Below are 15,469 nucleotides of genomic sequence, written 5' to 3'. Positions count from 1 at the left end.
GCTGTCCGGATGGCCGGACCGTCTGTTCCATGGGTTGATCGCCCCTTTCTTTTGAGAGTGCTTGGTGTCTACGTTTTCAGTATAAAGAGGGGCGGCAGGCGCCACATTCCACAAATTAAAGGTCCGGGTTGGAATAAATAAAGAAAAACCCGATCGGGGATGATCACCCTGACGGTCCTCTAGCGAAGCAAACGAATACCGCAATTAACAAACTTGCAGGCGTTACTTACGGAATGTTGGTTTGTAATGCCCCTCTCTTTAGCCCATCCCTTATCCCCTTCTAGGCATGGAAATTCACATGCTTCGGCTTACTGCTCTGCTCTACCTACCAACTGCATTCCATTCCATCCACCGAGTAATCATCCCCACGTCGCCTACCGTTGAGCGTTTCGCTCAGATGTATAAGGTTTGTACAACTAGGGGCTGAAATTGGCTTAAACTCGCCTCAGATGTATACATTCTGTACAACTGACACTGATTTTTGCCGTTCGGATGTTGACTTTTTATACTTTGACTGCGAAAACAGCCCCATTCTGCGCGCAGATGTACAAATCCTCTACAACTGCGGCTGATATGGGGGCGTTTTGGGCTTCAGATGTAGAATTGTTGTACAGCTGATTGTCTCCCGTTTCCGGAGTGACCCCTATGAATCCAGGTTCATATTCTATGAACCAATTTTCCGTCATTAAGGGGCAACCAGACGAACTATGAACCTATGTACAAAGTTTGGGAAGCTGGCTTCTCGATTTATGTACTTGAGTTCATAGTTGGGATATTTCTCAGCGCGCTTGCGAAATTCGGTTCGCACGAAGCGAAAAGTGATTCACAAATGCTGCAGCTTTCGGCGATCGTGTGGATTTAGCGCTTGGTTACTGGTTGGCTACGAGAGATTGTGCACCAAACGCGGGGTTCGAGTGAGCGTTACGTTAATCGTATTACTGGCCGAAGCCCGAATTGCTCCATCTGCAAATCCATATGCGTCTCTGTCTCCTTCTCCTAATCCGAGCTTTCCTCATACTGCCTTCACCGTACGGCTCCCTGCTCTATTCGTTACGGCGCGATCTGATCGCTAGTAACCGTTCCCGGCGTAGGCGTAATATTCGATGCCATCTCTTGCATGTAGTACGAGCCGTTAACCGGGTACTTGAACTTGAGCGCCTTCCCGTCCACGGAGGAATGCGTGCCGTGCGTGCCGGCCGGCCCATGCACCTCGCGCACGTTCGTGCCGTTGTTGTAGCGCGCCTGCAGGATGCTGACGCCGTCCGAATCGCGCACGAGCTCGATGCGCGCCATGCCGCTGTAGCGCAGCGGATTGTCAGCCCGCGCTACGCTCGTTTGGTACAATTGCAGCACATCGCTGTTCGTCAAGCTTGTCCCGTACGCTGCATTGAATTGCGACAGCGTCTTCGTGCTTCCCGTCTTCTTGAACCAGATCACTTTGGCCGTCTTCGCAGGGATATAGAAGTCCGTCGTAATGTCGACAGCCGTCTCGTACGTATCCTTCAGCTTGTAATCCTTCAGGTTGACCGTGTTCTTCGAATTGTTGTACACCTCGACGAAATCATAGTCTTCATCGATATAATCGCCTACTCCGTTGCCGTCATCGCCGCCAACATTTCCCGGGGAATTGGCCACAATCTCGGTGATATAGATTTCCGGCAAATGAATGCCGCCCGTCACCGACTTGCTCACTCCGCCGACCGTTGCCGTAACCCGAACCAGCACCGTGTAAGTGCCCGCCCCGCCCGTCGGCGCCCAAGTCGAAGACGCGGTAGAGGTCGCACCGGAAGCGATCGAGGCAAGCGTTACCTCGCCCAGCTTATTCCCCGACGCATAGTTGTCGGTCGACGTCGTGAAGTCGTCCTTGTAGAACTCAACCAACACATTCGACAACGTGCTGCCCGTCGTGTTCTTCACGCCCGCATTGATCTGCACCGGCACGCCCGAGACAGCCGTCGATTGCGTGCTCATCGTCAGCTCCGTCCCCGGCGAATCGTTCACCCAGATCGGCGCGGACACTGCCCAATCGCCGTCGGTCTGCTCGACCTTGACGAAGTAATACTTGTAACGCGGCGCGATGGAAGCCGTGTAATGCGCCATCCGCGAGCTGTAGGTCTGGGAGCCGAGCACTTGCCCGCCTGGGCCGTACAGCGTAATTTTCGATATCGTATCGTTCGTCGGATTCGCCGCCACTACGGATACGTTCAGCGTCGAACCCGGATTCGTCAGGCGGGAGCCCATCGGCTTGCCGTTGATCTCAAAGATCAGCTTGAAGTCGCGGTCGCCGAACGTAGCGTAAGTTCTTCGGGCGCGAATCGCATCCATGATCGCTTCCCGGGTATTCGCTTCCGCCATAACGATCGTCCGGTCGTTGTTCTGCATCCACGTTTCGTTGTGAATATCGCTGTTGAGCGTCGGCGACAGATGCCAGCCTTTGTCCAGCGCACGGAAGTATTTGTCGAAGTGCTCCAGCATGAGCGAGCCGGCCTGCAGCTCATACAGCGCCGTCTGGTCGTCCGCCGCCTGATTGTAATAATCGAAATCCTCGAAATCTCCCCAATAGGCGCTCGGATGGTTCATCTGCACGACCGCCTCCGGGTACTCGGCGAGATCGTCCCATAGATGGTGCATGTTGTACTGCTCTCCGCCGATCATATCGTGCCGGTCGACAATCCAAGGGACATTGAAGATGTTCGCATGCCCCCAGATGCCCGAAGTCGTATTGTAAGTCATCTCGAAGCCCGAGAACGCCGAAAATTGATGCGGCACCGTCGCGTAGTCGGCTTGGTATTTGTTGTCGACCCATTCGCCGTTCGCCGCATTCGGATCGCCCCAGTCCATCCGCTCCGAGTGGTCGCTCAGACCATAGAAGTCGCCGTCCTCCGCTTTGGCTGCAAGATAGGCATTCGCAGGCGTGTTCGTCGCCGCGGTCGAGCCCTCGTGGGAATGCTTCGTATGGTTATGCAGCTGGCCGTTGTAGAAATTGTAAGGGCTCACCGGTGTCGGGTATTGGCCCCTAGCCAGCTTGCGCATCTTTTTAGTCCCGTCTACCGGATATCCGTAAGTTACACTCGTATCGGTGGCCGTATCGATCGTCGTACTGCCCGGACTTGCCGTGCCGTCGTTGTAGGTCGCGCTGACAATGACCGTGCCGCCGTCCGTGCGGAGCTCCACCGTCTTTTGCCCGTCGTTGCCCATACCCTGGGTTTGCGTGAGTGTTTGCTCATACACCTTGGAGGAGGTCAAATACGTACTGGGCAAATTGTAATGGTCGGCAAACTGGGAGAGCGTATACCCGTTGCTCTGCGTCCCGCGCGTCCAAATAATCATGTACCCGTATGCCGGGATGCTCTTGCTTGCCGTTAAGTTATAGTCGTAATAATTCGCCAAGTTGGCATAGTTCCAGTAGTAGCGAATCGTATAATCGGCAAGATCGATCGCCGACCCCGTATTGTTGTACAGCTCGATAAATTCGAACGCCTCGTTCAAATCGACCGGGCTGGAGGAATTGACCATCAGCTCCGTAATCCAAATGTTCGGCGGTGCCGGTACGGTGCCGGGCGTCGGCTTCTGATTCACTGCGGTTTTGCGCATCGTGATGTTGCCGTCTACCAGGTAGTCGGGAAACTCGTAAACGATGCTGCTATTCTCGACCGTCGCATCTTCATCCAAAGTGGTGCTGTTGAAAATCCGATCGTTATACTTGGCGATGCACACCTCGGCTCCTGCATCTGTCGCGACAATCAGCTTCTTGATTCCGGTGTTGCCGAGACCGCCGTTCGCCCCGAGATCGAGCGTATACAGTGTCGAGCTGGTAAAACTCGTGCCGTAGTGGCTGTTGAAGTTCGCCAGCGTCTTGCCCTGAGCGTACGTGTTCTTGATCCAGACGACGCGAACTGCACCCGCCGCCAGCGTCTGACTCGTCGTCAGGTCCCAAGTCACAGAAGCAGTGGGCGTGTACCAGAAAATAAACTTGTAATGGCTCAGATCAATGCTGCTATTCGAGTTGTTCTTCAGCTCTACATACTCATAGGAATCCGTAATCGAACCGGAGTCCCCGTTGGAATTCGCCAATATCTCGGTAACAGTCAAGGCAGGAACAGTCGAGCTGGCCAGCGCCGTCCCTTCGCCAGGCACAAGACCGGTAAAGCTTCCAGGCAGCAGAACACCGACCGCCAAGAGCACAATTAAACTCCAACGACCAAATTGACGCATCCATAACACTCCTTATTGGATAATGAAAGCGCTTTACATTTTCTATAACGACTGGCCTTATTGCGGCCCCATCGTCCGTATCGTTTCCTCATAGCGTTCCTTGTAATAGGCGAACACGCTTGCCGCCCCTTTCGAAGCATACTCCTCCAGAAGCTTGCGCTTTGCCTGCTCAAACTCCTCATCCGTCCTCTGGAACAACACTCTTGCGATATTGGCCGTCAAATAGGCGTTCAGCTGCTGCTCCTTCGCCTGTACGTCGCTGCCCGGGCGCACGGACAAGCTTCCGAGCAAGGACGTGTCGAACACATAAGTCGGAATGCGGGTAAACGGCTCGGTTACGGTTTTATACCCATACCGTTCCATGAAGTCCTTCTGCACCGGGGTCACCAGCCGCTTCATTGTTTCGGGAACATCCTCGAACTGGACGGGAAAACCGCGCGGGTCCCGCTCCGGCTTAAACCGCAGCAAATTCCTGTACTTCCCGATTCCGGTTCGGATCGTATGGTTCGGATCGCTGCGCCTGGCCTCCAGCTCCGCATCGCGGATAATCGGGACACCGCCGGCCATATCGTAATGTTTACCCTCGATGCCGTTCAGCAGCAGCTCCGCTCCTTCATAGGTGTACAGGTAGTTGATGAATTTCATCGCCGCTTCGGCATTTTTGCTTGTCTTGGGGATGAACAGCTCGAACGCGTTACCGTTGTACGTAGCCTGCCCCGCGAAAATATGCTCCGGATTCGCTTCGATCAGGAACGGCACAAAGCCTTTCTCCGTGTCGCCGTTGGACAGGAAGACGGAATCCGCGCCTCCCAGCAAAGCATGGGAAGGGCTGGCGAAGTACCGCCCGCTCTTATACTTCGCGGTCAGCGTCACTGCTTTCATCGTAGCCGACTCCGGATCGAGCAGTCCGCGCCGATACGCTTGATTGTAGAACCTCATCGCCTTCCAGAACACGCTGTTCGCATCCGAGACGCGAGGAACGAGCCGCCCGCTCCCCATCTCCAAGTAAGCGTCGTAGGAGGAAGCCTGCACATACCCTTGCAGGTTGGCGATCGCCCGATCCAACTGCAGATGCCCCGAACCGTCCGCCAGATTTAAGCCGAAGCCGTATGTTTTTTTTCGATCTCGATTGACGGGCTCCGTCTTCTGCATTTGCTCCAGCACATCCAGCAGATCATCGAGCGTATCCAGCCTGGGATACCCCAGCCGCTTGTACAAGTCCCAGCGCAAATTCCAGGTATTGTCGCTCATCAGCGGCGAGAACTGCACATCGCCTACTCCTCCGGGCAGGAAATACAGGCTGTGCGTCTCATCCGAGTTGCTGGACTTGGAGATTTCGAGCGCGGTTGCCGCATTTTTCCGAATGTCCGGACCGTACTTCTCAATCAGTTCATCGAGCGGGCGAGCGACCTTGGCGCTCAGCACCTTGGAGCGATCGGCCATCGCATTGTAGATGACCAAATCGGGAAGCTCCTTGTTCGCCAGCATAACGGACAGCTTGACGGCAGCATCGGTCACATTCAGGCTGGGGCTGAAATCCAGCCGCACTCCGGTTCGCCGCTCCAGCTCCCGCATCACCTCGTCGTCCTGGAACGGCTGGCGAAGCACCGACGCATCGGCGGCCCCGAATACGGTGAGCGTCACGCCCGACGAATCCAAGCCGGGTCCGGCGTCCAATCGTCCGTTTCCGTTATTTTCCTCCTCTCCGTTCTCAGCTCCGAAACAGCCCGTCATCAAGCCGAGCAGAAGCAAAGCAGCCGCCATTCGTACTGTTCTTCTCCAAGTCTGCATGCCGCTCGCTCCCCCCGGTTAGTCGCGAGGCCGCTTCTTGACTCGATTATAAGAAACCCGAGCGGAAGCGGCACTCCACAAATCTTAAGAATGCATTGGTTAAATTAAAGAATGAGGATCGGCGGCGGGACGTTGGCTTTGCCGTCGGAACTCCCCCGGGTTCATTCCATGCAGCAGCTTGAATTGCCGGTAGAAATGATCGACGTACTTGTAGCCGACCCGCTCGGCGATTTCCGCTGCGGAGAGTCCTGTCTCCTTCAACAGTCTGCAGGCGTGTCCGACTCGCACCTTATTAATGTAATCGTTGAAATATTCGCCGGTCTCTTTTTTGAACAGCTGCCCGAGGTAGACGGTATTGACGAAAAACAGCTTGGACAGCTCCTTCAAGTTCAGGTCGTCCGAGTAATGCTGCTCGATATGATCCAGCATCTCGCGCACGCGTCCGTCCATCTTGCGGGTGCGCAGCGTATCGATATGACCGGCGATCTGCAGGCCCAGCGCCAGGAGGAAGGCGTTCAGCTGCTTCAGGCTGCCCTTCTCCAGAATCCGCTCGAGCTCGCCGAACTTGCCGGTGTAGAACGACTGCCACTCGCCGTGGAATTCCTCCGTCATCTTCGCGAGCCGGATGATCGTGGAGACGACGGCAAACTTCAGCGTATCCTTCGCAATCGGCTTCCCGTACAGCGGCACCAGCAACCGATCGATCTCGCTGCGCAGCCGATCCTCGGCCCCGTCCCGGATCGCCGGGAACAAACCCGCGTCGTCCCAAGGAAGCGTACCTGAGCCCGCTCGATCTATGGCATCCGACGATAATTCGTAAACGAACACAAATTCCGCATCCGAGTAAAATTTCATCTCCAACGCTTGAAGCGCCGTCCGGTACGCATGCCGGATATCCTCAGGCTTCCGGACGACTTCGCCGACGCCCATCGTCACCTGCTCCTTGGCATACCTGGCGACACTTTCCGCCGCGAGCTCAGCGAAAGAACGAGCTCTACGTAGGAGCAAGTCGCAGACGCCCTTCTCTTCCGGCCCTGACGCCAGCAGCACGCCGAACTGCTGCTCCGAGACGTCGAACAGATAGCCGTTCGCGGGCAGCAGCTCCTGGATCACGTTGCCGATCGCATAACGCCGCCAGCCGATCTCCTCTCCGGGCAGCGACAGGAGAAATTCTCCATAGCGGTCGATCGAGATGACGACAACGGCGAACGATTCGGCGATCAGTTGCACTTCGTACTTCAAGGCTTCCTGCACGGGATGACCGTAAATTTCACCGCGAATCAGCTTGTTCAGGAAATAGTCCTTCAACCGCCCGGCCTTCTCCTTCTCCTGCATCCGCTCTTGCAAGCCGTTCCATAGCTGGTCGTACACCCGCTCCAGCGAGCGTGTCAGCTCGGCCGGATCGACCGGCTTGAGCAAATAATCCGCCACCCCGTATTGCATCGCTTCCTTGGCGAAGGCGAACTCGTTGTAGCCGCTCAATACGAGCACCTGCAGCTCCGGCCGCTCCGCCTTCAGCTCCCGGGACAGCTCCATCCCGCCCATCCCCGGCATCTTGACGTCGGTGATGACGAGATCCGGCTGCTGCTCGCGAGCAGCGCGGAGCGCCTCCAAACCGTCCGCCGCTTCCCCGACGACGGTGAACCCGTACGATTCCCAAGGGATAATCGTCCGGAGCCCTTTGCGGATTTGAGGTTCATCGTCCACGATCAGCGCTTTGAACATGCTGTCACCCTCCCGCCATTAGAAACATTGCTGCTGCCGTCTCTCCACTCAATGCCCCAGCTCATATCGGATCGGCAGCGTGACGGTCACGCGTACGCCCTCGCCTTCACTCGATACGGTAATCCCATATTCCGGTCCGTAATGCAGCTGGAGCCGGTCTTGCACGTTTTTCATGCCGATGCTCTTGGATTTCTTAAGATCGTGGCTGGCCAACTCCTCGGTCAACAGCGCGAGCCGTTCGGGCGCGATGCCCGAGCCATTGTCCTGTATGGCGATCTCCATGACACCGGGACGCTCCTCCCGCACCGCGATCGTGATGAGACCTTTGCCGGAGATGCCTTCGAGCCCGTGCTTCACGGCGTTCTCCACGATCGGCTGAATCGTCAGCTTCGGCACATAGGCGTCCCGCAGCAGCTCCGGCAAGTCGAGGCTGTATTGAATGCGGTCCTCGAACCGGTACTTCTGGATCGTCAGGTAGCTCTCGATCATCTCCAACTCCTCGTGCAGCCGGATCAGCTCCCCCTGCCAGTACAGCGTGTTGCGGAACAGCTTCGACAGCTTCAGCACGAGCCCCGACATCTCGGCGTCGCCTTTGTTGTGCAGCCCCATTCGGATCGACTCCAGCGTATTGAACAGAAAATGCGGATTGATCTGGTTCTGCAAGGCGTACAGCTCCGCCTCCTGCTTGCGGATCGTAATATCCTTGAGCTGCAGATTCACCTCATAGTTCTCATAGATCGAACGCTGCAGATGCTCGATCATGTCGTTGAAGCTGCGTGCGAGCGCCCCGATCTCGTCGGACACGCCGGTCTCCTTCATCATCGTAAGCTCTCCTTGCTTGACGGTCTGCATCTTGCGGACGAGCAGCTTGATCCGCGTCGTAATCCGGTTCAGCACCGAGAGGAAGATGACGCACGAGAGCAGCAGCGCGCCCAAGCTGACGAGCAGGAATACGCGCCGTATCGTTTTCTCTTCGTTGATGATCCTGTCGAGCGGCACGAGCGTAAGCAGCCGCCAATCGAGAAATTGCTGCCCGTCGCTCAAGCTTTCCTCAATGACCTTGAAAGACTTGCCGGTCTCGGGATCCACGTAATCGAACGGGGCGGACTTTTGTTGCACCGGTCGGAAATAAGCGCGGCCGAGCAATGAATCCCCAACTAGTCCTCGGTCGCTCGAGGTAATGACGCTGCCCCGGCTGTCCGCGATCAGCACCGTCTTGCCGCTGCCTTCGCTCTCGTCGATCAGCGAGCGGAGACGGCTTTCCGGGATTTGCAGCGAGACGACGGCGACCAGCTGCCCCTGCACGTTGTACATCGCTCGCGCGATATAGATGCGGCCGAGCGCGGTCCCCCACACGAGCCTACCTTCCGCCGCCCGCGCCGAGCGATACTCCGCGAGATTCTGCACCTCGAAGTCGGCATGGAGAAACATGATTCCGTCTTGCAGCAACGTCTCGTTTTGGAAAAAAATTTTAATTTGCGCGTCCAGTTCCTTGTAATTGTAATCGTAAAACGTAGCCGGCTTCAGGTAGAGCGAATACGCGTCGATGCTCTCCAGATCGCTCCGGTACACCCGTGAAGGCGTCAAATAATCGTTCAACTGCTGGTCATAGCTTAACCGGTTGACGATTTCCACATATTGAGCGAGCATAACCTGGAGGTTGCGCGCCGTTTGGATCGTATTTTCTCGCGTAATGCTCGTCGTCTGCTCGACCACCTTGCTGCCGTACACCGAGATAACGATATAGCCGACCGCCACGAGCGGCAGCGCTATCGTCAGCATGTAGAGCAGGACGAGCTTCGTCCGCAAATTCGCTCTGGGTACTGGATTCAGCTTCATTCGGAGACCGTTCCCCCTCTCTCCATTGTAGACGAACGGGACGGGGCCGGCATTCCACAAACTTTATCCTTCGATTGGAAAAAGCTTATAATGTGCGCGGCGTCTAGCTGGACTTGTAGCGTTGGTAGGCGGCGGCGTAAAGCTTGAGATAGCGGTCCAATCCCATTTTTCGAAGCGTATCGACAAATTCATCCCATTTCAGGAACGGCACGCTCCCCGTAATAAACTTCATCGTCATCTCACTGACGTAATTATTCAAATCGGATTCAAGTGCTGTGAACGCGCCTACCTCTTCCTTCGTATAGCTGAACGACGGCCAAATTTCTTTAGGGAAAAACGGCTTGATCAGCTCGGACACTCTCAGGTTCTCCAGATCGGCTTCATGGCCCAGGAAGTAATTTTGCTTCAGTACGGAAGGGTACCAGCCACCCGCCCATGTGACATATTTGCCGATGGTGCCGGTGTCCTTCTTGATTTCGTCGATCCATTCGATTTTCCCGTTGCGCTCCACATAGCTCTTGTCCTTCACGCCGAGCAGGAACAGCTTGATCCCTTCATCCCCGTAAAAATAGTCGACCCACCGCACCGTAGCTTCCGGATACGGATTTTTGTTCGTAATGGACATACCGCCCACCAGAGGCATATAGGACTTCACCCGTGAGTACAGACGATCGCCTTGAGGGCCTTTGAGCGCCCCGACACCCTTGTAACCGGTTACACCTTGAATCGACACATTCGGATTGACGCCGATCGTAGCTCCGAACAGCCCGTCCGGAAACTTGGCATTGATCTCCGTCGGCTTCATCGTGAATACATCCTTGTAGAAAAAGCCTTCCGCGTAGTAGCGGTTCAAGTACTGCAGCAGCTCCTTGTAACCCGGATCGGCGGGAATGTAGCGCAGCTTGCCTGACACGGGATCGACGTCCACCTTGGGATGGTTGGTGCCACGGTTGCCGAGTCCCCACGCTCCCTTGAGCTGATCGATCAGCCAGTTGATGTCGCTCAGCGCCAGCGGAATCTCATCGTTCACGCCGTTGCGGTTCGGATCGTTCGTTTTCACCGCCTTGAAATACCGATACAACTCTTCCGTCGTCTGCGGTGTCTGCAGGCCGAGCGTTTCCAGAAACTTCTCGTTGATCCATAGCTGAGAGCCGATCATCGCCGATGTGAAGCCGGGGTCGATCAGGCTCGGGAACGCATATATATTGCCGTCCGGCATCGTCATCCCTTTGCGAATTTCCGGATACGCATTCATGTACGCTTTGAGATTGGGGGCATATTTGTCGATCAAATCGTTCAGCTTGAGCAGCACGCCCTGACTTCCGTAAGTGACGAGATCGTTGGTCGGCAAGATGGCGGTATGGAAGGCGTCCGGCAATTCTCCGCTCGCGAAGATGAGATTCCGCTTCTCGGGCAGCACATCGACGCTCGTCAGCTGGAAATCGACTTGGATGTTCGTCAGCTTCGCGTATTCGCGCCATATGAGCGCGTCGTTCCAATTGCCCGTATTGGAATTCGATTTATGGGAGAAAAAAGTGAGCTTGATCGGTTCTTTTACAATCGGAAAACCCGTAGGGTTAAGATTGGCGAGCGACTCCCCCGTGCGGGTCGGCCCATCTGGAGGAGCGGCTCCCCGCTCGCAGGCGGTCGCCAGGAGGGCTGTACCCAAGAAGGCCAACGCGAGGCCGAGTCGTCTTGCTCTCAGCGGTGATGGATTCATGCTGCTGCCCCCTCCCTGAAAAAGATTAGAAAAAAACACCCGTTCGGGTGCATCACGGACACGCCAACCCGCCTAGACCGACGTTCGGCCTGACGGATGACGCGTGAAGGATACGATTGTGTTAACCTAGTTTAAATGTAGGGGACGATTCAGGCGCTTGTCAACTATCCTTTTGGGAGGCCTTCCTAATTTTAGCTCTAGAGTGTGCTCCCGCATTTCGGTTACTCTAGTAGCATGTCTACTTTTCTCTATGAATGGAAAACTCAGCTCTCGGAATACAGCCGGAACATCCGGCTGTTCTTCTTGTTCAACTTTGTCTGGAATTTCGGACTCGGCATGTTCTCGCTCGTCTATAATCTGTATATTCGGGCGCTCGGCTATGAGCAAACTATGGTTGGGCATTTGGTTGGCGTAACCGCGATTGCCGCCGCTCTGATCCTTATCCCCGCCGGGATGATGAACGACAAGTACGGCTCGAAACGGATGGTAGCGTTCGGGCTGTTCGGCGTGGTCGCCGCTTACAGCGCGAGAGCGTTGTGGGTGACCGGCGAAGGTTTGCTGATCACATCGTTCCTGGGCGGCATCGCGGGGGCGATCGTCTCGGCGACCGTGCTGCCTTTTATGGCCAACAACTCGACGCCGGCGCAGCGCGTGCATCTGTTCAGCTTCAACATGGCGCTCGTCATGTTCGCGAACGTCATCGGCAACATGCTGGGCGGCTTCCTGAGCGACCTGTTCGAACATGCGCTCGGCATGTCCGCCGCCGGCGGCCTGCAGCTCACGCTGCTTATCGGGGTTGGCACCGCCGCGATGGGGCTTATTCCCGTGCTCATGTACGGGCCGGACCGGGGCGAGGCGAAGGTGGTGCGGGCGGATGGCGGTGGTAGTGGCGCCGGTGGCAAGGCTGATCAAGGTCAAGCGCGGCTTTGGCAGTGGCAGCGCCTGAGCCCCGTGCAGCGGTCGTCGCTGCAGGTGATCGGGCTGTTCGCCTTGCTCAGCTTGCTGTCGTCCACCGCCGGAGGAATGATCATCCCTTATTTGAACGTCTACTTCGAGGATCGGTTCGACGTCTCGACAACGATGATCGGCTTCATCGTCTCGCTTGGCCAAGGCGCGACGGCGCTTGCCTTCCTGCTCGGTCCTTCGATCGCTCGCAAGCTGGGCGACGCCCGAGCGGTCGTAGTGCCGCAGCTGAGCTCGATTCCGTTTATGCTGCTGACGGCGTACACGACGAATCTGTTATTAGCCACCGGCGGCTATTTGCTGCGTCAAGCGCTCATGAATGCGGCCAACCCGTTCTACAGCTCGATCAAGATGAAATACGTCGATCGCTCCATGCGCGGCCTCGCCTCCAGCTCCGGCGAAGCGATGTTCAATCTCGGCTGGTTCCTCGCCTCACCGATTAGCACCGGGCTTGTAGCGGGCTATGGCGCTTATTACGGCTATGCTTATGCATTTACAATCACTGCCGTTGTTTACACGTCGATTTCGATCCTGTTCTATTTCTTCTTCGTCAGGAAGGAGCGGTTCCGCGAAGTGGAGTAGCGTTTCAGGACATGGACAAGTATGCTATACTGATTGTAAGAAAAAGGGAACAGGGGCGATTTCGATGACCAAAAGCAAGAACCCGCTGCAACCAATAGATCGAGTCAAAGAGCAATCCGAGTTTTATGATGCGAACGATCGATATGAGACCATTGACGGTATTCATTACGAGTTTAAACCTTCTCCTACTGTTGACCACCAAGTCATGGTCACCGAGTTGAATTATGCCCTCCGAACGACTTGCATCCATAACGGCATTATCATCGTTGCACCAATGGACGTCCATATGGATGAACAAAACACGGTACAGCCAGATCTTATCTTTATTCGAAATGAAAACAGCTCTATCATCTCAAATCGTAGAATCGAAGGCGTACCCGACCTGTTGGTGGAAATCTTATCGCCGAGCAGCGGGAGCCACGACAAGGTTCGCAAAAAGGCACTCTACGAACGCTTCGGAGTCCAAGAGTACTGGATCGTCGATCCGATTCATCATACGATCGATCAATATGTGCACGACGGCAAGATGCTTCAGCTGCACACCACTTATGGCCACGGAGACAAGCTGGTGTCGGACTTGATCCCGTGCATCGAGATCGATCTTGATGCGGTATTCGCCTCGATCGCCCGTTTTCAGGAGCCACGATAAATACAAGAATCTTCGGAAACCCCCTTCGTCAGGGATAAGACCTGTCAAACACTTTCCTAATACCCGCAAAGAACTTCCCTCAGCATAGACCACCGTTTCACGAGGAACGGCAAGTTTTTATGATTATTTGAACAGCGATGATATAATAAACCATTATAGGTACGGGTGATTGTCTGATGATTGAAGTTGTAGATATTTCGGGCTGGAGTTATGAAAACAAAGAAGTTTCGGGCTCAAAGGAGAAAAGGTGGTATAGACATCCCCACTCAAATGAGCTAGTTCTTTTTAAGTTGCCGATATCATACACCAATGAGAATTGGACACTGCTTACAGAGGTCAGTGGAGAAACATGGGCTGAGAAGATTGCATCCGAAATTGGAGAGATAATTGGTATTACTACTCAGAAAGTTGAAATCGGTTCACTCGCACTAACTGACGAATCGACATCTTACTATGGAATTGAACCAAGAAAGATCCCTTCGACAAAAGTGATTTATGGATCATTATGCTACTCCTTCTTAGAAGAAGGAAAAGAAAGCCTGATTGAAGGCGCCGACATGATCATGGAGATAGACGAAACGTATGATAGAAAAGAACTTAAGGGACAAAGCAAAATATACAACTATGATCTCTTAGAAAGACTATTCAGTGAACATAACATGTTAGATGACTTATTTCGCATGATTGTGTTTGATACATTAATCGGAAATACAGATAGACATCAAGATAACTTTGGGATAATACGTAATGAGATCACAGGTGTTCAGAGGTTTTCTCCACTTTATGACAATTCATCTTCTCTAGGAAGAGAACTCCCTACTCGAAATGTCGAATTAATGCTTCGTGATCCACAAATGTTTAGTTCTTATCTGTATGGATCCAGATCATCGACGCTAATCAGGTGGGAAACAGAGTGGACTCGGAAACGTCTCAATATTTTCGAGCTATTTGATAAAGTCTTTTCTTTTAGATCCGAAGTAGTTGAGCAGTTAAAATTAATAAAAAACCTTGACGATAATATTCTGAAACGAATAATGGAGCAAATCCCCGAGGAGGTTATGTCTCCTCAGCATAGAAGGTTCGTTTATCAATTAATTAAGTCCAGACGAGATTATCTGGAAAAGAGGTATTTAGGTGGAATATAATAAGTTGCTTTTAAGCTGGAAAGGTCCAAATACAAAAATCAATTACTTGGTCGGAGTGCTGGAAAAACACGAAGAAATTTATTGTTTTTATTACAACCTAACAGAGGTTGAAAAAGCAAATGATGAAGGGTTTAAACCTTTTATTGGATTGAGTGATGTTAATAAAGTTTACAGAAGTGAAAAGTTATTCTCTGTTTTTGAGAGACGATTGCCGCATCAATCAAGGGCAATTTTCAAAAAGTTTATTGAAGACCATGGACAAAACAAATCTAATGACCATAATTGGGATTACTTAAGTTTAACCAAAGGCAGACTCGCAACTGATTCTGTTAGTTTTCTAAATCCCATTGTATTCAAAAACGGACAGCTTCTGTTTAGTTTCGAAGTTGCTGGATGGTCTTACACGAAAACCATTAATAGACTATTAGAGGTTGAGGATGTATTAAATATTGGAATTGATTTGAACAACCCGTGGGATCAGTATGCACTAGAACTGACGGATCCAAAAAATAATAATGTCAGGGTTGGATATATGCCTAGGCCATTCAATGAAGTTTGCTACAAATTTATTCTTAACGACTTAAAGCTAGAAGCTATGATTGTAGGAATTATTGGGGAGGAGGCACGACCAATTGCATTTGTCTTCTCTGATAAATTTCACGATCATGACGTAGACATTCCTGAGGAGTATAAATATTTAATCGAATTCCAATGACGAGCAGATAACCACGCCATGAGCCAAAAATCAGGTGGCTAATGCGGGAGCCTTCCCAACCTTCTCAACAAAAAATGCGGCTGCAGGCCAGGGAGTCCGACAACTCCCGTGCTTGCAACCGCTTT

The 15,469-nt window shown here is 53.4% G+C and carries 9 protein-coding genes; 4 read left to right on the top strand and 5 right to left on the bottom strand.

The annotated features are described in order from the left end of the window. Nucleotides 1-1,050 precede the first annotated feature (1,050 nt). The 5 genes from PKO02S_RS11520 to PKO02S_RS11500 all read right to left on the bottom strand — a co-directional run bounded on the left by PKO02S_RS11520 (nt 1,051) and on the right by PKO02S_RS11500 (nt 11,290). Nucleotides 1,051-4,215: a lamin tail domain-containing protein gene (locus PKO02S_RS11520; RefSeq protein WP_127582822.1), complete on the bottom strand. Its 3,165-nt coding sequence runs from the start codon at nt 4,213-4,215 to the stop codon at nt 1,051-1,053. A gap of 57 nt (nt 4,216-4,272) precedes the next feature. Next, nucleotides 4,273-6,006, bottom strand: coding sequence for a type 2 periplasmic-binding domain-containing protein (locus PKO02S_RS11515; RefSeq protein WP_127582820.1), 1,734 nt, complete (start codon nt 6,004-6,006; stop codon nt 4,273-4,275). A 99-nt stretch (nt 6,007-6,105) separates the two neighbouring features. Further along, entirely contained in the window at nt 6,106-7,731 is a 1,626-nt protein-coding gene (locus PKO02S_RS11510; protein WP_127582818.1) for a response regulator transcription factor, read from the bottom strand. 48 nt (nt 7,732-7,779) lie between these two features. Next, entirely contained in the window at nt 7,780-9,570 is a 1,791-nt protein-coding gene (locus tag PKO02S_RS11505; RefSeq protein ID WP_127582816.1) for a cache domain-containing sensor histidine kinase, read from the bottom strand. A gap of 103 nt (nt 9,571-9,673) precedes the next feature. Then, nucleotides 9,674-11,290, bottom strand: a complete 1,617-nt coding sequence (locus tag PKO02S_RS11500) for an extracellular solute-binding protein (RefSeq protein ID WP_127582814.1) — start codon at nt 11,288-11,290, stop codon at nt 9,674-9,676. A gap of 234 nt (nt 11,291-11,524) precedes the next feature. Between PKO02S_RS11500 and PKO02S_RS11495 the strand changes: the two genes are divergently transcribed. The 4 genes from PKO02S_RS11495 to PKO02S_RS11480 all read left to right on the top strand — a co-directional run bounded on the left by PKO02S_RS11495 (nt 11,525) and on the right by PKO02S_RS11480 (nt 15,344). Further along, nucleotides 11,525-12,835: an MFS transporter gene (locus PKO02S_RS11495; protein ID WP_127582812.1), complete on the top strand. Its 1,311-nt coding sequence runs from the start codon at nt 11,525-11,527 to the stop codon at nt 12,833-12,835. Nucleotides 12,836-12,899: 64 nt separating this feature from the next. Beyond that, nucleotides 12,900-13,484 (top strand): Uma2 family endonuclease, encoded by a 585-nt coding sequence (locus PKO02S_RS11490; protein WP_164821398.1) that lies wholly within the window; start codon nt 12,900-12,902, stop codon nt 13,482-13,484. A gap of 176 nt (nt 13,485-13,660) precedes the next feature. Further along, the gene (locus PKO02S_RS11485; RefSeq protein ID WP_127582807.1) at nt 13,661-14,629 is read left to right on the top strand and encodes a HipA domain-containing protein; all 969 of its coding nucleotides are present in this window, start codon (nt 13,661-13,663) and stop codon (nt 14,627-14,629) included. Continuing rightward, nucleotides 14,619-15,344 carry an HIRAN domain-containing protein gene (locus tag PKO02S_RS11480; protein WP_127582805.1) on the top strand — a complete coding sequence of 242 codons (726 nt, stop codon included), beginning with the start codon at nt 14,619-14,621 and terminating at the stop codon, nt 15,342-15,344. The genes PKO02S_RS11485 and PKO02S_RS11480 overlap by 11 nt, the downstream gene beginning before the upstream one ends. Nucleotides 15,345-15,469: the final 125 nt, after the last annotated feature.

The sequence above is a fragment of the Paenibacillus koleovorans NBRC 103111 genome, assembly GCF_004000845.1.
Classification (GTDB): Bacteria; Bacillota; Bacilli; order Paenibacillales; family NBRC-103111; genus Paenibacillus_AA; species Paenibacillus_AA koleovorans.
The sequence above is the reverse complement of the archived record's forward strand: the minus strand, read 5'-3'. Positions and strand labels throughout refer to the sequence as shown.

Coding starts and splice junctions, on each gene's coding strand:
- PKO02S_RS11510 (WP_127582818.1), bottom strand. CDS start 7,731: ATGTTCAAAGCGCTGATCGTGGACGATGAACCTCAAATCCGCAAAGGG.
- PKO02S_RS11505 (WP_127582816.1), bottom strand. CDS start 9,570: ATGAAGCTGAATCCAGTACCCAGAGCGAATTTGCGGACGAAGCTCGTC.
- PKO02S_RS11515 (WP_127582820.1), bottom strand. CDS start 6,006: ATGCAGACTTGGAGAAGAACAGTACGAATGGCGGCTGCTTTGCTTCTG.
- PKO02S_RS11500 (WP_127582814.1), bottom strand. CDS start 11,290: ATGAATCCATCACCGCTGAGAGCAAGACGACTCGGCCTCGCGTTGGCC.
- PKO02S_RS11490 (WP_164821398.1), top strand. CDS start 12,900: ATGACCAAAAGCAAGAACCCGCTGCAACCAATAGATCGAGTCAAAGAG.
- PKO02S_RS11520 (WP_127582822.1), bottom strand. CDS start 4,215: ATGCGTCAATTTGGTCGTTGGAGTTTAATTGTGCTCTTGGCGGTCGGT.
- PKO02S_RS11495 (WP_127582812.1), top strand. CDS start 11,525: ATGTCTACTTTTCTCTATGAATGGAAAACTCAGCTCTCGGAATACAGC.
- PKO02S_RS11485 (WP_127582807.1), top strand. CDS start 13,661: ATGATTGAAGTTGTAGATATTTCGGGCTGGAGTTATGAAAACAAAGAA.